Annotated in this window: 18 protein-coding genes; 7 read left to right on the top strand and 11 right to left on the bottom strand. The window is 61.9% G+C overall.

Annotated elements, in window-relative coordinates:
* Positions 1–140 precede the first annotated feature (140 nt).
* Both ACF8GF_RS13640 and desA read right to left on the bottom strand, forming a co-directional pair.
* Positions 141–1,127: a sensor domain-containing diguanylate cyclase gene (locus tag ACF8GF_RS13640; protein ID WP_176685272.1), complete on the bottom strand. Its 987-nt coding sequence runs from the start codon at positions 1,125–1,127 to the stop codon at positions 141–143.
* A 141-nt stretch (positions 1,128–1,268) separates the two neighbouring features.
* On the bottom strand, positions 1,269–2,453 hold the full coding sequence (gene desA / locus ACF8GF_RS13635; protein WP_010951599.1) for a delta-9 fatty acid desaturase DesA: 1,185 nt from the start codon (positions 2,451–2,453) through the stop codon (positions 1,269–1,271).
* A 146-nt stretch (positions 2,454–2,599) separates the two neighbouring features.
* Between desA and dibA the strand changes: the two genes are divergently transcribed.
* A complete protein-coding gene (gene dibA, locus ACF8GF_RS13630; RefSeq protein WP_392487996.1) occupies positions 2,600–4,495 on the top strand; it encodes a phosphodiesterase DibA in 1,896 nt (631 codons plus the stop codon).
* A 27-nt stretch (positions 4,496–4,522) separates the two neighbouring features.
* Here dibA and ACF8GF_RS13625 read toward each other — a convergent pair whose 3' ends face one another.
* The 9 genes from ACF8GF_RS13625 to tcyJ form a co-directional block, all read right to left on the bottom strand.
* Positions 4,523–5,167 carry a methionine ABC transporter permease gene (locus ACF8GF_RS13625; protein WP_252461681.1) on the bottom strand — a complete coding sequence of 215 codons (645 nt, stop codon included), beginning with the start codon at positions 5,165–5,167 and terminating at the stop codon, positions 4,523–4,525.
* Positions 5,157–6,266: a methionine ABC transporter ATP-binding protein gene (locus ACF8GF_RS13620; RefSeq protein WP_339443435.1), complete on the bottom strand. Its 1,110-nt coding sequence runs from the start codon at positions 6,264–6,266 to the stop codon at positions 5,157–5,159. The genes ACF8GF_RS13625 and ACF8GF_RS13620 overlap by 11 nt, the downstream gene beginning before the upstream one ends.
* Position 6,267: 1 nt before the next feature.
* Entirely contained in the window at positions 6,268–7,068 is an 801-nt protein-coding gene (locus tag ACF8GF_RS13615; protein ID WP_392487995.1) for a MetQ/NlpA family ABC transporter substrate-binding protein, read from the bottom strand.
* A complete protein-coding gene (locus ACF8GF_RS13610) occupies positions 7,061–8,446 on the bottom strand; it encodes an LLM class flavin-dependent oxidoreductase (protein ID WP_176685267.1) in 1,386 nt (461 codons plus the stop codon). The genes ACF8GF_RS13615 and ACF8GF_RS13610 overlap by 8 nt, the downstream gene beginning before the upstream one ends.
* Complete coding sequence (locus ACF8GF_RS13605; RefSeq protein WP_392487994.1) at positions 8,446–9,627, bottom strand: SfnB family sulfur acquisition oxidoreductase; 1,182 nt, start codon at positions 9,625–9,627, stop codon at positions 8,446–8,448. The genes ACF8GF_RS13610 and ACF8GF_RS13605 overlap by 1 nt, the downstream gene beginning before the upstream one ends.
* 141 nt (positions 9,628–9,768) lie before the next feature.
* Complete coding sequence (locus tag ACF8GF_RS13600) at positions 9,769–11,010, bottom strand: SfnB family sulfur acquisition oxidoreductase (RefSeq protein WP_392487993.1); 1,242 nt, start codon at positions 11,008–11,010, stop codon at positions 9,769–9,771.
* Between the two features lie 318 nt (positions 11,011–11,328).
* A complete protein-coding gene (gene tcyN / locus ACF8GF_RS13595; protein ID WP_172287944.1) occupies positions 11,329–12,087 on the bottom strand; it encodes an L-cystine ABC transporter ATP-binding protein TcyN in 759 nt (252 codons plus the stop codon).
* A 2-nt stretch (positions 12,088–12,089) separates the two neighbouring features.
* Complete coding sequence (tcyL, locus tag ACF8GF_RS13590; protein ID WP_176685264.1) at positions 12,090–12,758, bottom strand: cystine ABC transporter permease; 669 nt, start codon at positions 12,756–12,758, stop codon at positions 12,090–12,092.
* Positions 12,755–13,549, bottom strand: a complete 795-nt coding sequence (gene tcyJ, locus ACF8GF_RS13585; RefSeq protein ID WP_176685263.1) for a cystine ABC transporter substrate-binding protein — start codon at positions 13,547–13,549, stop codon at positions 12,755–12,757. The genes tcyL and tcyJ overlap by 4 nt, the downstream gene beginning before the upstream one ends.
* Before the next feature lie 241 nt (positions 13,550–13,790).
* Here tcyJ and epsC point away from each other — a divergent pair, with 241 nt between their 5' ends.
* The 6 genes from epsC to ACF8GF_RS13555 all read left to right on the top strand — a co-directional run bounded on the left by epsC (position 13,791) and on the right by ACF8GF_RS13555 (position 21,494).
* The gene (gene epsC / locus ACF8GF_RS13580) at positions 13,791–14,723 is read left to right on the top strand and encodes a serine O-acetyltransferase EpsC (RefSeq protein ID WP_176685262.1); all 933 of its coding nucleotides are present in this window, start codon (positions 13,791–13,793) and stop codon (positions 14,721–14,723) included.
* Between the two features lie 311 nt (positions 14,724–15,034).
* Positions 15,035–16,996: a choline transporter BetT gene (gene betT, locus ACF8GF_RS13575; RefSeq protein WP_176685299.1), complete on the top strand. Its 1,962-nt coding sequence runs from the start codon at positions 15,035–15,037 to the stop codon at positions 16,994–16,996.
* Between the two features lie 484 nt (positions 16,997–17,480).
* A complete protein-coding gene (locus tag ACF8GF_RS13570) occupies positions 17,481–18,827 on the top strand; it encodes an OprD family outer membrane porin (RefSeq protein ID WP_392487992.1) in 1,347 nt (448 codons plus the stop codon).
* Positions 18,828–18,992: 165 nt separating this feature from the next.
* Positions 18,993–19,631: a peroxiredoxin gene (locus ACF8GF_RS13565; protein WP_003255836.1), complete on the top strand. Its 639-nt coding sequence runs from the start codon at positions 18,993–18,995 to the stop codon at positions 19,629–19,631.
* 219 nt (positions 19,632–19,850) lie between these two features.
* A complete protein-coding gene (gene ssuE, locus ACF8GF_RS13560) occupies positions 19,851–20,444 on the top strand; it encodes an NADPH-dependent FMN reductase (RefSeq protein ID WP_392460616.1) in 594 nt (197 codons plus the stop codon).
* An 84-nt stretch (positions 20,445–20,528) separates the two neighbouring features.
* Positions 20,529–21,494, top strand: coding sequence for a sulfonate ABC transporter substrate-binding protein (locus ACF8GF_RS13555; RefSeq protein WP_392460615.1), 966 nt, complete (start codon positions 20,529–20,531; stop codon positions 21,492–21,494).
* Positions 21,495–21,503: the final 9 nt, after the last annotated feature.

The following is a 21,503-nucleotide window of genomic DNA, read 5'->3' as shown; positions in this document are numbered from 1 at the left end:
CCGGGGCCGCATTGCGGCCCTTCGCGGGCTTGCCCGCTCCCACAGGTGTGGCGCCGGGCCCGCGAAATGTGCGGTTTCTGTGGGAGCGGGCGAGCCCGCGAATACCGGCCAAAGCCGGTGCCCTACTCCGTGCCGCCTGATCAGCCGCGGACTATCTGGTTCTTGCCCTGGCGCTTGGCCCTGTACATTGCCGCATCGGCCCGCGCATACAGGCTGTCCAGCGTCACATCCTCATCGGTCAGCCCGGTCAGCCCCTGGCTCACAGTCACCCCGTACGTCTGCTGCCCATGGCTGAAGCTCAAGTGCTGAATCTGTCGCTGCAAGCGCTCGGCGATCTGCTCCGCGACCTGGGCGTTGCAGCCCGGAAAAACCGCCGCAAATTCTTCGCCGCCAATGCGCCCGAACAGGTCGCCCCGGCGTAGTACGGCCTTGCCGCTGTCGGCGATGTGTTGCAGCACCTGGTCGCCTTCCTGGTGGCCATAGCTGTCATTGATGCGTTTGAAGTCGTCGATATCCAGCAGCAGGAAAGCCAGCGGTGTACCGTCCTCGCGAGCACTGTCGAAGGCTTGCTGAGCACATTCGAAGAAGTGCCTGCGGTTACTGCTCTGGGTCAGCACGTCGGTGGTGGCCAGGCGCTGCAGTTCGCCTTCAAGCTGCTTCTTCTCGGTGATGTCTTCGGCGATACCGACAATGATTACCCGGTCGCTATCGTGCTGCTGGTTGATGTAGCACTTGTCGCTCAGCCAGCGTATTTGCCCGTCGGCATTGAGGATGCGGTACTCGCGGTCTTCCACCGCACCCTTGAGCAGGACCTGGGCCAGGCTACGCTCGGCGAACTCGAGGTCGTCGGGGTAGATGCTGTCACGCCATTCGTTGTAGTCAGCCAGCACCAGGCTGACCGGGCGGCCGAAGATGCGCTCGTAGGCTGGGCTCACGTACAGCACCTGACGGGTTTCCCAGTCGAAGGCCCAGAGCACAGCGTTGACGCTGTCGAGCAACGAGCTGAACAGCTGATCGCGCTCGCTCAGGCGGGCAACCTCGCCTTGGGCGTGGAGTAACGCCAGCAAGGTCTGGGCGGCTTCGGGAGGAGGGGTACCGGGAAATATCGTTGGAATGTTCTTGGCCATGTGCACGGAGCAGGTCTCAACGTGAAGGCGTGCGGCCAGCGTCCGGCCCGCCACGCAGGCGATATTCCAGATTCGAGTGGAGCGGTGGGGGCTAAGTTCCGAACGGCACGCCCCGCTGAGAGGCGTGCCGATCAACGGCGGTCAGGCGCCGGTCGGGCGCAGCGAGTAAGTCTTGAGTTGTGCTGCGAAGTCACGCAGTGCCTGGATGCCGCTGGTTTCGGCCTCGTGTACCCAGTCTTTCATGGCCGCCAGCATGTCGTGGCCGTTGGCGCTGGTGCGCGCCCAGATCTGCTGCAGGGCCAGGCGCTTTTCGTAGATGGTTTTCAGTGCCTGGCTGTGCGCGAGCATGGACTCGATGCGCACGTGGTGGCGATCTTCCAGCAGGCTGGTTTCGCGCGAGAGCAGCCGTTTGGCACGGCGGAAGCGGTGGCGCACCGAGGCGTCGACGCGGGCCAGTTCCTGTTTCACCAGCGGACCGATCACCAGCTTGCGGTACTGGGCCATGATCTGGAAGCGGTTGTTGAGGATGGCCATGGCGGTGTCCATGTCCAGGCTGGCCTTGCCGGCCACCCGGTGGGCGATGGGCGCCACGCGCTGCACCTTGGCCAGACGCAGCAGGCAGAACAGGCGGATCCACGCCCAACCCATGTCGAACTCCCAGCGTTTGACCGAGAGCTTGGCCGAGTTGGGGTAGGTGTGGTGGTTGTTGTGCAGTTCTTCTCCGCCGATGACGATGCCCCATGGCACCAGGTTGGTCGCAGCGTCGCGGCATTCGAAGTTGCGATAGCCCAGGGCATGGCCCAGGCCGTTGACCACACCGGCGGCCCAGAACGGAATCCACATCATCTGCACCGCCCAGATGGTGATGCCTATAGTGCCGAACAGCAGCAGGTCGATCACCGCCATCAGTGCGATACCGCCCAGTTTGTAACGCGAGTACAAGTTGCGCTCGATCCAGTCATCCGGGCAGTTCTTGCCATAAATGCGCAGGGTTTCGGGGTTGCGCGCCTCTTCACGGTACAGCTCGGCACCTTTGCGCAGCACTGTGCCCAGGCCCTTGTAAACCGGGCTGTGAGGGTCGTCGGGGGTTTCGCACTTGGCGTGGTGCTTGCGGTGGACGGCGGTCCACTCGCGGGTGTTCTGCGCCGTGGTCAGCCACAGCCAGAAGCGGAAGAAGTGCTTGAGCGCGCCGTTGAGCTCCAGGGCCCGGTGCGCGGAGTAGCGATGCAGGTAGACCGTGACGCTGACAATGGTCACGTGGGTCATCAACAGAGTGATGCCGACCAGTTGCCAAGCCGACAGGTCGAGCAGGCCGTTATACCACATAGGTGCAAATACCCTCGAAATGCAGGGGGAAGGGCTGATTATCCCTTGGCGGGGAAATAAAACCAGTCAACCGTTGAGATAGGAGGTCACGACATGTTTCAGCCTTTATAATGCCCACTCCTTTTTGATGGCCTTTCCCACCCGACATGTCTGTTTCCGTTCGCGACGCCTTGCGCATGGCTGCGCTGTATGTGGTGCTCTCGATCCTCTGGCTTGCGCTGGCGGAGGTGATGCTGCACAGCATGACTGACGACCCCTTGGCACTGACCGTGGGGCGGCAGATCAACGTGGTGGTCTGGGTGCTGCTCAGTGCCGTGCTGATCTACGTGTCGCGCGTGCGGCTGCTCAATTTCATCGGCCATGGCGCGCGTTTGCGTTGTGAAGACCGTGAACGGCTGCGCATGGCTGCCGCAGTGTTCGACAGTACCCTCGAAGGTGTGCTGGTGACCGACCGCCAGGGCCTGATCGTGCACGTCAATCGTGCCTTCATGCGCATCACCGGCTACCAGCAGGATGAGGTCATCGGCCAGCGCCCGAGCAAGTTCAAGTCCGGCCACCATGGCCTGGCCTTCTACCAGCAGGTTTTCGCCACCCTGGCCGAGAAGGGCGAGTGGAGCGGTGAAATCTGGAACCGGCGCAAAAGCGGTGAAATCTACCCGCAGTGGCAGACTATTTGCGCCATTCGCGATGACGAAGGTGAGCTCAGTCATTACGTGGCGGTGTTCAGTGACATCAGCGCCATCAAGCATTCGGAACAGGAACTTGCCTACCTGGCCCACCACGACCCGCTGACCGGCCTGCCCAACCGCCTGCTGTTTACCGACCGGGTAGAGCAGGCATTGGCGGCGGCGCAGGCCAACAAGCGCGGTTGCGCCTTGTTGCTGCTGGACCTGGATCATTTCCAGAGCATAAACGACGGCCTGGGCCATACCATTGGCGACCAGTTGTTGAAGCTGGTGGGCGAGCGTCTGGGCGAGGTGTTGGGTAATGGTATGACCCTGGCGCGCCTGGGCGGCGACGAGTTCGGCGTGCTGGCCGAGAACTGCCAACAGGTCGGCCAGGCGGGCAAGCTGGCGCAGTGCATCATCGAGCGCATGCGTGAGCCGTTTCAGTTCGAGGGCAATCGCCTGTTCATCAGCGCCAGCGTCGGAATCAGCCTGTACCCCAGCGATGCCTTGGGTGCCGAGCAGTTACTGCGCAATGCCGACTCGGCGTTGTACAAGGCCAAAAGCAACGGGCGGGCCTGCTATGCCCTGTACACCGAAGAGCTGACCGCCCATGCACAGCATCGGGTCGAGACCGCCGCTGAATTGCGTCGGGCCCTGGAGCAGGATGAACTGCGGGTGTACTTCCAGCCGGTACACGACCTGGCATCAGGCCGACAGGTCGGGGTCGAGACGCTGGTGCGCTGGCAGCACCCCAGGCGTGGCCTGGTACCGCCGGGTGAGTTCATCCCGATTGCCGAACGCACCGGCCTGATTGCCGAGATCGATACCTGGGTGCTGCGCCAGGCCTGCTGGCAAATGGTGCAGTGGCAGGCTGAAGGCCGGCAGCTGGCATTTGTGGGGGTGAACATCTCCAGCCGCCTGTTTGGCCAGCACGAACTGTATCAACAGGTAGCCGAAGTGCTGCACGACACCGGCCTGGCCCCGGCCTTGCTGGAGCTGGAAGTGACCGAGAGCGCGGTAATGGAAGACGCTGAAGTGGCACTGGAGCAACTGCACCGCTTGCGCGAGCTGGGGGTGACCCTGGCCATCGACGACTTTGGTACCGGGTATTCGTCACTGCTGCGGCTCAAGCGTTTGCCGGTGCAGAAGTTGAAAATCGACCAAGGGTTTGTAGCTGGGTTGCCACTGGATGAGGATGACATCGCAATTGTGCGGGTGATCATTGCCTTGGCCCGTAGCATGGGTATGCAGGTGCATGCCGAGGGCATCGAGCAGGCGGAACAGGCCACCTTCCTGTTGCAGGAGGCGTGCCAGTTGGGTCAAGGGTACTGGTTCGGGCGGCCAGTGCCGGCTGAGGATCTTCGCTGGGATTGAGAGCGGGCTGCAAAGCAGCCCCAGACCTCAACGCTTGTTCAAACCCTTCGCCAGGCGGTCCCCGCCCAACTGGATCAACGCCACTAACGCTACCAGCATGGCGATCACGGTCAGCATGATCTGGCTGTCGAAACGCTGGTAGCCATATCGATAGGCGATATCCCCCAGCCCGCCGGCACCAATCGCCCCGGCCATCGCCGACGAGTTGATCAAGGTCACCAAGGTAATGGTGAAGCCCCCGACGATCCCCGGCAGCGCCTCGGGCAACAGTACATGCCAGACGATGTGCCTGCGCCGGCAGCCCATGGCCTGTGCGGCTTCCACCAGACCATGATCGACTTCACGCAGGCTCACCTCGGCAATCCGCGCAAAGAACGGTGTGGCGGCAATGGTCAGCGGCACCACGGCCGCCCACACGCCATAAGTGGTCCCCACGACCAAGCGGGTGAAAGGAATCAGCGCAACCATCAGGATCAGAAACGGAATCGAGCGGAACAGGTTGACGAAGGCGCCCAGCACCCGGTTCAGCAGCGGCGCCTCGAAGATCCCGCCCTTGTCGCTGGTGACCAGCAGCACCGCCATGGGTACACCCGCCAGCAGGGCGATCAGTGACGAAACCCCAACCATCAGCAGCGTATCGAGCAAGCCTTCCAGCAGGCGATCAAACCACATGGCCCAGTACCTCCACGTCTTCGGCCCAACGGCGGGCACGTTCCTGCAATTGATGGGTGTCGTGCGGCGAATGTTGCACCGAGAGGATGAGTTGCCCCAAAGCCTGTTCGCCGATGGTTTCCACGCTGCCCTGCAGCAGACGCACACGCCCGCCGAGGTCGGTGAACAGGGCAGACAGCTCTGGTTCACCGAGCACAGTCAGTTTCAGCACTACGGCGCTGTTGCGGCTCGCCGCGCTGGCCTGGAGGCTGGCTTGCAGTGCGGCGGGTAGCTTGGCCTGCAAAGGGGCGAGCAGGGTGCGGGTGACCTCATGACGGGGTGAACCAAACACCCGCCAGACCTCGCCCTGCTCGACCACTGCGCCGCGTTCCAGCACCACTACCCGGTGGCAGATGTCGCGAATCACCGCCATTTCGTGGGTGATCAGCACGATGGTCAGGCCCAGGCGCTGGTTGATATCGCGCAGCAGCTCCAGGATCGAGGCGGTGGTTTCCGGGTCCAGCGCCGAGGTGGCCTCGTCGCACAGCAGGATCTCGGGGGTGTGCACCAGTGCCCGGGCAATGCCCACGCGCTGTTTCTGCCCGCCGGACAGTTGCGCCGGGTACACGTGATGTTTTTCCTGCAGGCCGACCAGTTCCAGCAACTCGCGCACCTTGCGCTGGCGCTCGGGCTTGGCCACGCCGGCCACCTTCAAAGGCAGTTCGACGTTCTGCCACACGGTCTTGGCCGACATCAGGTTGAAATGCTGGAAGATCATGCCGATGCGCCGGCGCAGGGCCACAAGGTGGTCCTTATCGAAAGGCGCGATATCCACCTGGTCGATCAGTACGCGGCCCTGGCTGGGTTGCTCCAGGCGGTTGATGGTGCGCAGCAGTGATGATTTGCCGGCGCCGCTGCGGCCGATGATGCCGAAAATCTCGCCATGGCGGATGTTCAGGTCGATGCCTTGCAAGGCCGGTTGCGCCTGGCCCGGGTAGGTCTTGCCCAGGCCTATGAAACGCACATGGGCTTCATTGACCTCGGGGCGCAGGGCCTGCTCCGTGGCCGTTGGCGGCAGTGCTTGTGGTGTAGGCGCGCCGAGCGCGCTGGCCTGGCTCATGTCAGCCTTCCCAGCCGGCTTGGTAGAGCTTGCCGTGAGCGTTGTCCAGCGCAGCGCGTACCGCTGGTGAATGCTGGTAGATGTCGACGAACTTGGCCAGGCGTGGATCGTCCTTGCTTTGCGGGCGAATGACGAACTGGATCACGTACTCCTTGTTTTCCAGCCCGTCGAACAGCAACGCCGAGGTGGCATCGAAGGTATTGGCCAGGCGGATGTAGGCCGGGTAACCCTGCACCAGGTCGGCGTCGTCGTAGGCACGTACCAGTTGCACCGCCTCGACCTGAAGGATCTTCAGCTTTTTAGGGTTGGCGACGATGTCATCCTCGGTGGCCTTGTAGCCCACGCCTGGCTTCAGGGTGATCAACCCGGCCTTGGCCAGCAGCAGCAGGCCACGGCCGCTGTTGATCGGGTCGTTGGCGATGGCCACGCTGGCGCCTTCGGGCAGCTCGGCAAAGCTTTTGTACTTTTTCGAGTACAGGCCAACGTTGTTGATGATGCCCGGGGCGTAAGGCACGAGGTCGAAGCCTGCAGCAGCCTTGGCGTTTTCCAGGAACGGGATGTGCTGGAAGTAGTTCACGTCGATGTCGCCGCTGTTGAGGCTGACATTGGGCGCAATCCAGTCGCTGAACTCGATCAGCTTCACTTCCAGGCCTCGCTTGTGGGCTTCCTCCACTGCGGCTTCCAGCGGAATGGCAAAGGCCGAGGTGGTACCGATCTTCAACGGTTCGGCAGCAAGGGCTCCGGCGCACAGGCCGAGGGTGGTGGCCATGGCCGCGACGGGCCGGAACAGTTTCTCAAGCATGGTGCAGGGCTCCAGTCGGGGTAGGGGTAAAGCGGTAAGCCGAGCCAGGGTGGTCGGCGGGTAAGTGCGGGTGGTCGGTATGGAACAGTTTTTCGCGCAGGGTGCCTTCGGTGTAGGCCGTCTTGTAGCGGCCACGCTGCTGAAGTTGCGGGATGACCAGCTCTACGAAGTCCTCGAAGCTTTCCGGGGTGACGGTGCGGGTCAGGTTGAAACCGTCCAGGCCGGTTTCATCGATCCACGCGATCAACTGCTTGGCCACCTGTTCAGGCGCGCCGACCAAGGTTACGTAGCGGCCGCCCAGGGCGTGCTGCTGCAACAGGCGCCGGCGGGTCCAGGCGCTGTCTTGCAACTGGCGCGTGGCTGACTGGATGGCGTTGCCCTGGCTGAAGGCAATGGGTTGGTCCAGTTCATAGGCGGCGAAGTCGATGCCCGTGGACGCGGCGAAGTGCGCGACCCCCGCTTCGGCGCTGGCGTGACGCAGGTATTCGGCGTGTTTGGCCTGGGCCTGCTGCTCGGTGGCCGCAACAATCACCGTGATGCCCATGAACACTTTGACTGCCTGCGGGTCGCGGCCGGCGGCCTGGGCGGCCGCGCGAACCTTGTCGACCTGGGCGCGGGTGGCCGCCTTGTCTTGGCCACTGATAAACACGCATTCGGCATGGTTGCCGGCGAAGGCCAAGCCACGCTGCGAGCTGCCGGCCTGGAACAGCACCGGAGTGCGCTGCGGGGAGGGCTCGCACAGGTGGTAGCCTTCGACCTTGTAGAACTCGCCCTGGTGCTGAACCTTGCGCACCTTGTCGGGCGTGGCATAGACGCGATGCTGGCGGTCGGCGACCACTGCATCATCGGCCCAGCTGCCTTCCAGCAGCTTGTACAACACCTGCAGGTATTCATCGGCCTGGTCGTAGCGGCGATCATGCGCCGGTTGCTGCGCCAGGCCCATGGCCCGGGCGGCGCTGTCGAGGTAGCCGGTGACGATGTTCCAGCCCACTCGGCCATTGCTCAGGTGGTCGAGTGTGGAAAGTCGCCGGGCGAACAGGTACGGCGCCTCGTAGGTGAGGTTGGCGGTAAGGCCAAAACCCAAGTGACGGGTGACCGCAGCCATGGCGGACACCAGCAGCAGCGGGTCGTTGACTGGCAGCTGGATCGACTCCTTGAGGGTGACGTCCAGTGACTGGCCGTAGATGTCGTAGGTACCGACGATGTCGGCAATGAAAAGCCCGTCGAACAGACCGCGCTCCAGCAGGCGTGCCAGGTTGGTCCAGTAGTCCAGGGTCTTGTACTGGGTCGAAGTGTCCCGTGGGTGGGTCCACAGGCCGTGGTTGATGTGCCCGACGCAGTTCATGTTGAAGGCATTGAGCAGAATCTGCTTGGCCATCAGATGGTCCCCCGGCGTGGCGGGTTGGCATCGTTGAGGTAGTAGTTGCCGATGGCGTGGTACTTCCAGCGCACCGGGTCGTGCAGGGTGTGCACGCGAGCGTTGCGCCAGTGGCGGTCGAGGTTGTGTTCGGCCAATGTTGCCTGGCTGCCGCCCAGTTCGAACAGGGTGGTACCGGCGGTGAGGGAAATTTCGGTGCTGATGGCGCGTGCTTCGGCCACGGCAATGGAGGCGGCGGCCACGTTGTCGGCAGTGCTGTCGTCGCGGGCGCGGTCGAGGTAGTCGCCTGCGCGCTCCAGCAGGGCTTCGGCCGCGTGCAAGCGGATCGCCAGATGGCCGAAGCTTTTCAGCGTCAGCGGGTCATCCCTGGCCTTGTCCAGGCCGGAGTCGACCCACGGACGGCTGCGGGTGCGCACGAAGTGCAGGGCGTCTTCATAGGCGGCGCGGGCAATGCCGGTGTCGATGGCGGCATGGAGGATCTGCGCCAGCGGGCCGACCGGGGTGGGGCGCTCGAAGGCGCTCTGGAACGGCACCACGTCGGCTGCACTGACGTACACGTTATCGAACACCACCGAACCGCTGCCGGTGGTGCGCTGGCCGAAGCCGCTCCAGTCGTCGATCACCTGCAGCCCCTGGCTGTCTGCCGGGACAAAGACCAACTGCTGTATGCCTTGCTCATCCACGACTGAGGTTGGAATGCGCTGGGCATAGATGGCGCCTGTGGAATAGAACTTGCGCCCGTTGATGCGGAAACCGTCGCCGTCTCGGTTCAGACGGGTGGTGCGCTCGTGGGCGGTCTTGGTGCCCAGCTCGGCCAGGGCATTGCCGAAACGGCGGCCGGCCAGTACCTCGGCGTACAGGCGCTGTTTCTGTTCGGGGCTGCCGTTTATCCGCAGCACTTCCAGACCGTAGAAATGATTCTGCGGAATCTGCCCGAGCGAACCGTCGGCCTGCGCGATACGGGCGATGACCTTGGCCAGGGTGACGTTGGACACGCCGGCACCGCCGAAGGCTTTGGGCACGCTGATGGCCCACAGGCCGGAACGGGTGAACAGCTCGAGTTCGGCGAGCGGCAGGCGGCGCTCGCGGTCGCGCAAGGCGCTGTCGCGGCGCAGTTGCTGGGCGATGTCTTCGGCGACGGCCAGGGCTTGGGCGTCGCTGGTGATGATAGCGATTGTCATGGAGTTCTCCGGGGGCCGCTTCGCGGCCCTTCGCCGGCTTGCCCGCTCCCACAGGTAAAGTGATGCCAGTTCAGGCGGTGGCAATCCTGTGGCAGCGGGCAAGCCCGCGAAGGGCTGCGCAGCAACCCCAAAGGCAGCAAATCAGATCCAGGAATGCCGTGCAGGCAGGGTGCCGTTAAGGTGGTAAGCGCCCACCGCGTGGTACTTCCAGCGCACCGGGTCGTGCAGGGTGTGCACCCGGGCATTGCGCCAGTGGCGGTCGAGGTTGAACTCGGCAAGGGTGGCGCGGCTGCCGGCCAGCTCGAACAGCTTTTCGCTGGCCTGCAGGGCAATCTCGGTGGTCAGCACCTTGGCTTCCGCCACCGCAATCGAGGCACGTGCCGCGCTGGCTGCGTCGATAGGCGCAGCATTGACCTCGTCGAGTACCCGAGCAGCTTTGCGCAGCAGCGCTTCGGCGGCGTGCTGCTCGAGTTTCAGGCGGCCGATGTCGGCAATTACATAAGGGTCGTCACTGGCACGGTCGACGTTGGCGTCAATCCACGGCCGGGACTTTTCGCGCACGAACGTGATCGCATCATCGATAGCTGCTTCGGCGATGCCGGCGTCGATCGCCGCCTGGATCAGCTGCGAAGCGGCGCCCTGAATGTTGGGGATATCGCGCTGGCGCCAGTTGTCGATCACCAGTTCCGCTTCTACCGGCACCTGGTCCAGCAGCACGGTACCGCTGGCGGTGGTGCGCTGGCCGAACCCGGACCAGTCATCGACAATGCGCAACCCCGGGCTCCCCCGGCGCACGAATGCCAGGCGCTGGCGGCCTTCGTCGTCGAGGGCTTTTACCGTCACCCAATGGGCGAACAAGGCACCGGTGGAGTAGAACTTCTCGCCACTTATGCGGTAGCTGTTTCCGGCGCGCGTGATTCGGGCCTTGAGGGTGAGGGTGTCCTTGGTGTCACGCTCAGGCCCGGCATTGCCGATGCGCCAGCCGTCGAGCACGCTGCGGAAGATCAGCGCTTGCTGCGCCTCGCTGGCCGTCAGGCGCAGCAGCTGCAGCATGCCGAACTGGTTCTGCGGGATCTGCCCCAGGGCGGGGTCGGCGGCGCTGATCAGGCGGAACACTTCGGCGACGGTTTCGAACGACACGTCGGCGCCACCGTAGGCCTTGGGTACGCTGATGCTGCCCAGACCGCTGCGGGTAAACAGTTCGATTTCGGCCCAGGGCAGTTTGCGTTGCTGGTCGCGGCGGGCAGCGTGTTCGCGGGCGACCTTGGCCAGTTCGCGGGCGGCTTGCAGGGCTTCGGCGTCGTTGCGCAGTACCTTGGCCGGCAGCAGCGGGGGCGAGCTGTCAAGATCGCTATGGAATTGGGTGTTGGCTTGGCTGGGCATCAGTGCCGCTCCTTGGCTGCACTCAATGCCCTGGCGTTACGCACTGGGGTGATCGTGATCCTGACCATTCCTGACCTCACAAAAATAATGATGTCGCTGCAGTTGATTGCGACAGATGTGTGCTGGTCCGGTGGTCCGGTTTATATACCCTAATGATTTATAAAAATTTTATGAACTAACTTTTTGGAATATTTATAGAAGGAGGGATTTGTTACGGGCGTGCCGGCCTCTTCGCGGGTAAACCCGCTCCTACAGATGCCTCAGGATCTGTGCATTCACTGTAGGAGCGGGTTTACCCGCGAAAGGGCCGGGACAGGTCTACTCGGAGGCAGCAGTCCCGAGGAACTTGCGCAGGAACTGCCGCGTACGCTCTTCCTTTGGCGCCGCAAACAGGGCCTTGGCCTCGCCCTGCTCCACGATCACGCCCTTGTCGAAGAAGATCACCCGGTTCGCCACATCCCGGGCAAAGCTCATCTCGTGTGTGACGATGATCATGGTGCGCTTTTCCTCGGCCAGGCCGCGGATGGTCGCCAATACTTCACCGACCAGCTCCGGGTCCAGCGCCGAGGTCGGCTCGTCGAACAGGATTACCTCCGGTTCCATGGCCAGGGCACGGGCGATGGCCACCCGTTGCTGCTGGCCGCCGGACAGGCGCCGTGGGTAGGCGTCTTCCTTGCCCGCCAGGCCGACTTTGGCCAGCAGGCGCCGGCCAAGCTCGATGGCCTGCTCGCGAGGCGTCTTCTTGACGATCACCGGCCCCTCGATCACGTTCTCCAGGGCGGTGCGGTGGGGGAACAGGTTGAAGTTCTGGAACACGAACCCGGCCTGCTGGCGCAAACGGCGAATCGCACTCTGCTGCCCGCCCAAAGGGCGGTTGGCATCGATGCTGATGGCGCCGATCTGGATCTGCCCGGCATCGGGAGTTTCCAGCAGGTTCAGGCAGCGCAGGAAGGTGGTTTTACCCGAGCCACTGGGGCCGATGATGGCCACCACTTCACCGGGCCGCACGGTCAGGTCGATACCGTTGAGCACGGTCTGGCCCTTGAACCGCTTGGTCAGGCCTTTCACTTCAATCATGCTCAATGCTCCTGGTCATGCTGGTTGACCCGCGCTTCCATGCGGTTCTGGAAGTGCGCAAGGATGCTGCACAGCACCCAATAGATGACCGCGACCGCCACGTACATGGTGAACACTTCGAACGTGCGCGCGGTAATCAGCTGGGCTTGGCGGAACAGCTCGGGCACCTGGATGGTTGCCGCCAGGGCGGTGTCCTTTACCAGCGAGATGAAGCTGTTGCCCAGCGGTGGCAACGCGGTGCGCAGGGCCTGTGGCAGGATCGCCCGGCGCATGGCTTGCACGCGAGTCATGCCGATGCTGGCGGCTGCTTCCCACTGGCCGCGGTCGATCGAGGAAATCGCTGCGCGCAGGATCTCGCAGATGTAGGCCGCCATGTTCAGCGACAGGCCGATCAGTGAAGCGGGGATCGGGTCCAGCTCGATGCCGATTTGCGGCATGCCGAAATAGATCACGAACAGCTGCACCAGCAGCGGCGTGCCGCGGAAGAACGACACGTAGACCCGCGCCAGCCAGTTCAGCGGCAGAATCTTCGACAGCCGCATCAGTGCCAGGGCAAAGCCCAGCACCAGGCCGAAGAACATGCCGCCGACACTGAGCAGCACTGTATAACCCGCGCCCTTCAGCAGGAAGGGTGCGGAGTCGATAACGAGTTGCAGGCTTTCAGCAATCATTTGGTGACATCGGCACCGAAGTACTTCTCGGACAGCTTGGCCAGCGTGCCATCAGCTTTGAGCTTGTCGATGGCCTTGTTGATGGCTGCCAACAGTTCCGGCTCACCCTTGCGCATGGCCACGCCGCTTTCCAGGCGCGAGAAGGCATCGCCGGCAAGCTCGGTGTCCTTGGCTTTTTGCGCGTATTCCAGCGCGGCCAGGCGGTCGATCAGAATGGCGTCGATACGGCCGTTGCGCAGGTCGGCGAACTTGCTTGGGTCGTCTTCATAGGTGCGCACATCGGCTTGCGGTACGTCCTTTTTCACCCACTGCTCGTAGTTGGTGCCAAGGCCTACGCCGACCTTTTTGCCGGCCAGGTCCTGCGCGCCCTTGATGTTCAGCTGCTCGGCTTTCTTCTTCAGGATCAGCGCCTGGATGCCGGAGATAGTGTAGGGCTCGGAGAAGTCGTACTTTTTCTTGCGCTCTTCGGAAATGGTCACCTGATTGACCACCACATCCAGGCGCTTGGATTCCAGCGCGGCAAGGATGCCGTCCCACTTGGTCGGCTGGATCTTGGCCTTGACCCCCAGCTCCTTGGCCAGCAGCTCGGACAGCTCCACTTCGAAGCCGGTCAGTTTGCCGTTTTCGTCCTGGAAGCTGAATGGCGGGTAGGTGCCCTCTAGGCCGACGTTGATGACGCCTTTTTCCTGGATGGTCTTCAATTGCTCGCCGGCGAACGCCTGGCTGAGCAGGCCGGCACCCAGCAGGAGGGCCAGGCTGGCGTTGAGTAGCGGTTTGGCGAATTTCGACATTTCAGAGCCCCGCGCGTGTTGTCTAGGTAGTGAGGTGGCGACTATAGGATTGGCTGCTTTGAGGGTAGGTGACGATCTCCACCCCGTCATCGCGGCTTATGCCTGACTTAGCGCAGGATGGAATAAAGCGTTGTTTTTTCCAAGCCTTGGATTTGCCGTAAAGTGGACTGCATGTAGGCAGGTTCGGTCCTTTCGCGGGCCTGGCGACAAAATCAGATGGCCTATACGGCAGGAGAAAACCGTGAGCGAACAACCTTCATCCGCGCATTGGCAGTTGCAGAGCATTGTCACTGGCCTGCGCGGGGCCCGTGAGCAATGGCGCACCCGCAATGGCCGCAGCATTGGCGAGCAGGGCGGGCGCGAACTGCCGTCGCGCGAAGCGATGCGGCAAATTCTGGAGCAACTGTGCGGCGCGCTGTTCCCCATGCGCCTGGGGCCAGTCGACCTGCGCGAAGAAAGTGAAGACTTCTACGTCGGCCATACCCTGGATGCCGCGCTGACCGCCCTGCTGGCCCAGGCTCGTCTTGAACTTCGCTATGCGGCACGACAGAGCAAGGCTGAGCTGGCTGGGGTCGACGCCCGTGCGCTGGGCCTGATCCAGGGCTTTGCCGCTGCGCTACCGGAACTGCGTGTACTGCTCGACACCGATGTGCTGGCCGCCTACCACGGTGACCCGGCGGCGCGCAGCGTCGATGAAGTGCTGCTGTGCTACCCGGGCATCCTGGCGATCATCCACCACCGGCTGGCGCACCACCTGTACCAGGCTGGCCTGCCGCTGCTGGCGCGGATCAGCTCTGAGCTGGCGCATTCGGCCACCGGCATCGACATTCACCCGGGCGCGCAGATCGGCCCGAGCTTCTTCATTGACCACGGCACCGGTGTGGTCATTGGTGAAACCGCGATCATCGGCGAGCGCGTGCGCATCTACCAGGCGGTGACCCTGGGCGCCAAGCGTTTCCCCAGCGATGAGTCGGGGACTCTGCACAAAGGCCTGCCACGGCACCCGATCGTCGAGGATGATGTGGTGATCTATGCCGGGGCCACGGTGCTGGGGCGCATCACCATCGGCAAGGGTTCGACCATTGGCGGTAATGTGTGGCTGACCCGCAGTGTGCCGGCAGAAAGCAACATTACTCAGGCCAACCTGCAGCTGGATTGCCAGGACAAGAACTGATCCCGCATTGCAATTGCCTGTGCTGGCCTCTTCGCGGGCAAACCGCTCCTACAAAGAACATACCAATGTAGGGGAGGGCTAACCCGCGAAAAGGCCGGAGCAGGACGACACCAATCAGCGCCCCAATTCGCATTGAAATCCGATCCATGTTTAACTTGAACGCTTGTTCAATGAAAAAACGCTGGTCCGCTGCCGGTGTTCAACAGGAGGATTCCTTTGCTGAACCCGTTCATTCCGAACCTCACGTCATTCGACGAGGTGCACGCCCGATGAGTGCACCGAACCCTTCCCTTGCCAATGGCAAGATCCGCATGAACCCCCCGGTGTTCTACTTTGCGGCGAGTTTCATCCTTATCTTTGGCCTGGTAGTCATCTCCAACCCGCAAGCCGCAGGTGACTGGTTGCTGGCGGCGCAGAACTGGGCGGCCAACACGGTCGGCTGGTACTACATGCTGGCGATGACGCTGTATCTGGTCTTCGTGGTGGTCACCGCCTTGTCTGGCTACGGCAAGATCAAACTCGGTGCCGACCACGACGAACCCGAGTTCAGCTACCTGTCGTGGGCCGGCATGCTGTTCGCCGCGGGCATCAGCATCACGCTGTTCTTCTTCTGTGTCTCCGAACCGCTCACCCACATGCTGCAACCGCCCCAAGGCGAAGCAGGCACGGTCGAGGCCGGGCGCCAGGCGATGCAGATCCTGTTCCTGCACTGGGGCCTGCATGGCTGGGGGGTGTTTGCCTTCGTCGGCATGGCATTGGCCTATTTCGCCTACCGGCACAACCTGCCACTGGCTTTACGTTCGGCGCTGTACCCGTTGATTGGCAAGCGCATCAACGGCCCGATCGGCTATGCGGTGGACGGCTTCGGCATCATCGCCACGGTGTTCGGCCTGGGTGCCGACATGGGCTTTGGGGTGCTGCATCTGAACGCGGGCCTGGACTACCTGTTCGGCATCAGCCACAGCCAGTGGGTGCAGGTGATCCTCATCACCCTGATGATGGGCGCGGCTGTGGCCGTCGCCGTGGCCGGGGTGGAGAAGGGCGTGCGGGTGATGAGCGATATCAACCTGTTCCTGGCCTGTGCGCTGCTGCTGTTCGTGCTGTTTGCCGGGCCTACCCAGCACCTGTTCAACACGCTGATCCAGAACCTGGGCGACTACCTGGGTGCATTGCCGCGCAAGAGCTTCGACGTGTATGCCTATGGTGAAAACCGTGGCTGGCTGGGCGGCTGGACCGTGTTCTATTGGGCCTGGTGGATTGCCTGGGCGCCGTTCGTGGGCCTGTTCATCGCCCGCATTTCCCGGGGCCGCACCATTCGCGAGTTCGTCTTTGGCGTGTTGCTGATCCCGCTGGGCTTTACCCTGGCGTGGATGTCTATCTTCGGCAACAGCGCCCTGGACCAGGTGATCAACCACGGCATGACCGCGCTGGGCCAATCGGCGCTGGATAACCCGTCGATGAGCCTGTACCTGCTGCTGGAAACTTACCCCTGGAGCAAGGCGGTAATCGCCACCACGGTGTTCATCAGCTTCGTGTTCTTCGTCACCTCGGCCGACTCGGGTACCGTGGTGCTGTCGACCTTGTCGGCCAAGGGTGGGGGAGCTGATGAGGATGGGCCGAACTGGCTGCGTATCTTCTGGGGGGCGATGACTGCGCTGATCACCAGTGCGCTGTTGTTCGCTGGCAGCATCGATTCGCTGAAGTCGGCAGTGGTACTGACTTCGCTGCCGTTCTCGCTGATTCTGCTGTGCATGATGTGGGGGCTGCACAAGGCGTTCTACCTGGAGTCGCAACGGCAGATCGCGCAGATGCACTCGCTGGCCCCGTTTGCCCAGTCACGCCGCGGCCGTGGCGGCTGGCGCCATCGCCTGAGCCAGGCGGTGCACTTCCCGTCGCGTGATGAGGTGTACCGCTTCATGGATGATGTGGTGCGCCCGGCGATTGCCGATGTGCGTGAAGTGTTCGAGCAGAAGGGCCTGGCACTGATTACCCAGGACGACCCTAGCCATGACAACGTCAGCCTGAAGATTGGCCATGGCGAGGAGCAGCCGTTCATTTACCAGGTGCAGATGCGTGGCTATTTCACACCATCGTTCGCCTTGGGGGGGCTGGGTACGCAGGAGTTGAAGAACCGCCGCTATTACCGGGCGGAGGTGCACCTGAGCGAAGGCAGCCAGAACTATGACCTGGTGGGCTACAGCAAAGAGCAGATCATCAACGACATCCTCGACCAGTACGAGCGGCACATGCAGTACCTGCATTTGGTCCGCTAGACCGACGGGGCCGCTCTGCGGCCCATTCACAGCACAAGGCTGCACATGCAGGTTAATGCTGCAGGACTGCCGTGCGTCGCGGTCATCCCATCCCGCATTTCACATCGCAATGCCGCTGGCCTACAGGGGATCGCCTCCGTAGGTCAGCCACTCCCGCGCTAATCAAGAACGAAACTCAGCAGGCTATAAGCAAACGTTTGCTTATAGCTAAAGGCTATTATTCGTTGCGATTCTATAGTGATCGGTAGTAAAAATTTCTAACATATTCCTTAAAAATCTTACAAATTCATAAAACGGTCATTTTGGTTTTATAGGATTGTCATTATCCTGTAGTGCAGGTGGCGTCTTAGACCAAAGTCGCGAAACGTTTAGAAACGATTGACTAGATGGTCACGCTTTGGGACTAAATCGCCCATCCCGGTGAGCGGGGCATCAGACCCCTCCGCCAGAGATACACAAAAATTAGAACGTAGAGGAGCAAAACATGTACAAGTCCAGCCTGGCTGTGGCCGTGGCACTGGGGGTTCTCGCCCAGCAAGCAGGCGCTGCCGGTTTCGTTGAAGACAGCAAACTGTCGCTCAGCTCGCGCACCATGTACTACGACAACAACAACCGTGAAGATCACGCAAAACCTGATGCGGAGCGCCCGGACCAACGTGAGTCGGGCCAGGGCTTCAAGCTCGACTACATCTCGGGCTTTACCCAAGGCACCGTAGGCTTTGGTGTTGATGCCCAAGCGCTGTGGGGTATCCACCTGGATGGTGGCCGTGGCTACCACAAAAGCGGCTTCATGCCAGACGACAGCAATGGCTCTTCTGTAAACCAGTGGGCTCGTTTCGGCGCTAACGCAAAAGCGCGCTTCTCCAAAACCGAAGTGCACTACGGTAGTGCGCTGGCGCCTAACCTGCCGATCCTGGTCGCCAACGACGGTCGTGTGCTGCCTCAAACCTTCGAGGGTGGCACCATCCAGTCGAAGGAAATCGACAACCTGACCATCAATGCTGGCCAGCTGACTCACGCCATGGGCCGTGCTTCGAGCAACCGTACCGGCCTTTCGGTCAACGGCGCCACTGCCGATAGCAACAAGTTCATCTACGGCGGTCTGGACTACAAGCTCACCTCTGACTTGACGCTGCAGTACTACTACTCGAACCTGAAGGACTTCTACAAACAGCACTTCCTGGGTGCGACCCACGTTTTCAAGATTGCTGATGATCAGTCCTTCAAAACCGACCTGCGCTACTTCGATAGCAGCAGCGATGGCAAGAACGGCGGACCAGGAGCGTATAACTTCAATAACAATGGCGGTTACGAGAAAAATGACGGCAAGGTAGATAACAAGACCTGGTCCGCAATGTTCACGTACACCTTGGGTGGTCATTCGCTGATGTTGGGCCATCAACAAGTCAGTGACGACGGTGGCTTTGTCTGGCTGAACCAGGGCTCGGTCCGCGATGGCAACAACCGTCCGGAAGGGGCCGGCGGCTCCAGCTTCTACCTGTTCACCGACAGCATGATCAACCAGTTCGCCAAGGCCGGTGAAAACACCACCTTCGGTCAGTACGCCTACGACTTCGCTCGCCTGGGCGTGCCAGGCCTGAAAGCGTCGGTTTCCTACCTGAAAGGTGAAGATGGCAAAAACGCCGTTGGCGGCGGCCACTTCAGCGAGTGGGAGCGTGACGCCCGGGTCGACTACGTTATCCAGGACGGCACCTTCAAGGGCCTGGGCGCCAGCCTGCGTCACGGCGTCTACCGTGGCACCGGCACCAGCTCGCTGGCTGACCAGGACCAGACCCGCCTGATCTTCAACTACACTTACAACTTCCTGTAAGCCGTAGCTGAACAAGAAGCCTCGCCTGATGCGAGGCTTTTTTGTGCCTGTAGACTTGCATGTATTTTGGTTATAAACAAATTGTTATTTATTCTTTTTGTTTTTAACTGAATGCAGGCACATTGAACCCCTACGGTACAGAACCCAGCCAAGGAGCCGCAGCCCATGAGCCTCAAACTCGGCGATATCGCCCCCGATTTCGAACAGGACTCCAGCGAAGGCAAGATCCGCTTCCACGAGTGGCTGGGCAACAGTTGGGGGGTGCTGTTCTCCCACCCGGCAGACTTCACCCCGGTGTGCACCACCGAGTTGGGCCTGACCGCCAAGCTCAAGGACGAATTTGCCAAGCGCGGGGTCAAGGCCATCGCCCTGTCGGTGGACCCGGTCGACTCGCATCACAAGTGGATCGATGACATCAACGAAACACAGAATACCGTGGTCAACTTCCCGATCATCGCCGACGCCGACCGCAAAGTGTCCGACCTGTACGACCTGATCCACCCGAACGCCAGCGACACCCTGACCGTGCGCTCGCTGTTCATCATCGACCCGAACAAGAAGGTGCGCCTGACCATCACCTATCCGGCCAGTACCGGGCGCAACTTCAATGAAATTTTACGGGTGATCGACTCGCTGCAGCTGACCGACAACCACAAGGTCGCCACGCCAGGTAACTGGCAGGACGGCGACGAGGTGGTGATCGTGCCTTCGCTTAAGGATGAAGAGGAGATCAAGCAGCGCTTCCCCAAAGGTTACCGGGCGGTCAAACCCTATCTTCGCCTGACCCCTCAGCCCAATCGTTAATGGAATCCTCGTTGCATTGCTCTTAGCCAAGCAGGGATTTTCGGGCCGTTTCGACGGCCCTTTTTTATGCCTGTAAAAAACCTGTGGGAGCGGGCGCGCCCGCGAAGAGGCACTCGCGGATAAAGACAATAATGGAATAAACAAATGAATAAATATGATTTCTAGATATATGAAGCGGCTGTTAATGTTACCTCCAACAGAACACAAGGAAGCGCAGCAATGCTGGTCGTCTCAATCGGTGGTAGCCCAAGTCTCCGTTCACGCTCCGGCGTGCTGCTCGAGCGTTCGCGCCAGTGGCTGCAGGAGCGCGGCGTTGAAGTGGTGACCTTTCAGGTGCGTGACTTCCCCGCCGAAGACCTGTTGCATGCCCGTTTCGATAGCCCCCAAGTGCAACACTTCCAGCAGTTGGTGGCCCAGGCGGATGGCCTGATCGTTTCTACCCCTGTCTACAAAGCATCGTTTGCCGGTGCGCTGAAGACATTGCTCGACCTGCTGCCCGAACGCGCACTGACCCACAAGATCGTGTTGCCAATCGCCACTGGCGGCAGCATCGCCCACATGCTGGCGGTGGATTACGCATTGAAGCCGGTGCTGTCGGCACTCAAGGCACAAGAGACCCTGCAAGGGATTTTTGCCGACGACAGCCAGGTGGCTTACGCAGAAGGCACAAAGCCCGCGCATTTGGTACAGGCGCTGGAAGAGCGCCTGCAGGACTCGCTGGAAACCTTCCACGCGGCCTTGGCCCGTCGGCCGAACCCCGTGGCGCCCGGCGTACTGAACGAACGTCTGATCAGCGCTCGCTGGAGCATCTAACGGCATTACCCGCTTCACCACCTTACTCGCCCGTTAACGAGGCAAGCAGGTGCAACCCGAACCCCATTCGCACAGGAGAGCGCCATGCGCACAGTCTTCTTGCGTCGTGGTCTGGTCGCCCTGTTTGCGGCGGCTGTGTCCTTCGGCGCCATTAACCAAGCCCAGGCCGAGAGCCTGCGTATCGGTTACCAGAAATACGGCACCTTGGTGCTGCTCAAGGCCAAGGGCACGCTGGAGAAACGCCTGGCCGAGCAGGGAGTACAGGTGCAATGGACCGAATTCCCCGGCGGCCCGCAGCTGCTTGAAGGGCTGAACGTCGGCTCCATCGATTTCGGCGTAACCGGCGAGACCCCGCCTGTGTTCGCTCAGGCCGCTGGCGCCGACCTGCTCTATGTCGCCTACGAACCGCCAGCGCCGCACAGCGAAGCGATCCTGGTGCCCAAGGGCTCGCCCATCCAGGCGGTGAAGGACCTCGAGGGTAAAAAGGTCGTCCTCAACAAAGGCTCCAACGTGCACTACCTGCTGGTCCGCGCCCTGGAAGACGCCGGCCTCAAGTACAGCGACATCCAGCCTGTCTACCTGCCGCCGGCCGACGCCCGCGCCGCCTTCGAGCGCGGCAGCGTGGATGCCTGGGTGATCTGGGACCCGTACCAGGCCGCCGCCGAGCAGCAGCTGCAAGCGCGCACCCTGCGTGACGGCAAGGGCCTGGTCGACAACCACCAGTTCTACCTCGCCACCCGCAACTATGCGACACAGCACCCTGCGGTGATCAACACCGTGATCGAGGAAGTGCGCGCCGTGGGTGAATGGTCCCAGGCCAACCCGCAGGAAGTGACCGACCAAGTCGCCCCGCTGCTCGGCCTGCCTGCCGACGTCACCCTCACCTCGGTCAAGCGCCAAGGCTACGGCGCTGCGCCGCTGACCCCGGACGTGGTGGCCGCGCAGCAGAAGATCGCCGACACGTTCCAGACGCTGAAGCTTATTCCCAAGCCGCTGAGCATCAAGGACGTGATCTGGACACCCCCGGCCAAGGTCGCTAGCGCGCCTTGATTGACTGCC

The organism is Pseudomonas sp. yb_5, from assembly GCF_043103865.1.
In the GTDB taxonomy this organism is placed as follows: domain Bacteria; phylum Pseudomonadota; class Gammaproteobacteria; order Pseudomonadales; family Pseudomonadaceae; genus Aquipseudomonas; species Aquipseudomonas putida_Y.
This window is presented reverse-complemented; position numbering and strand designations above follow the sequence as displayed.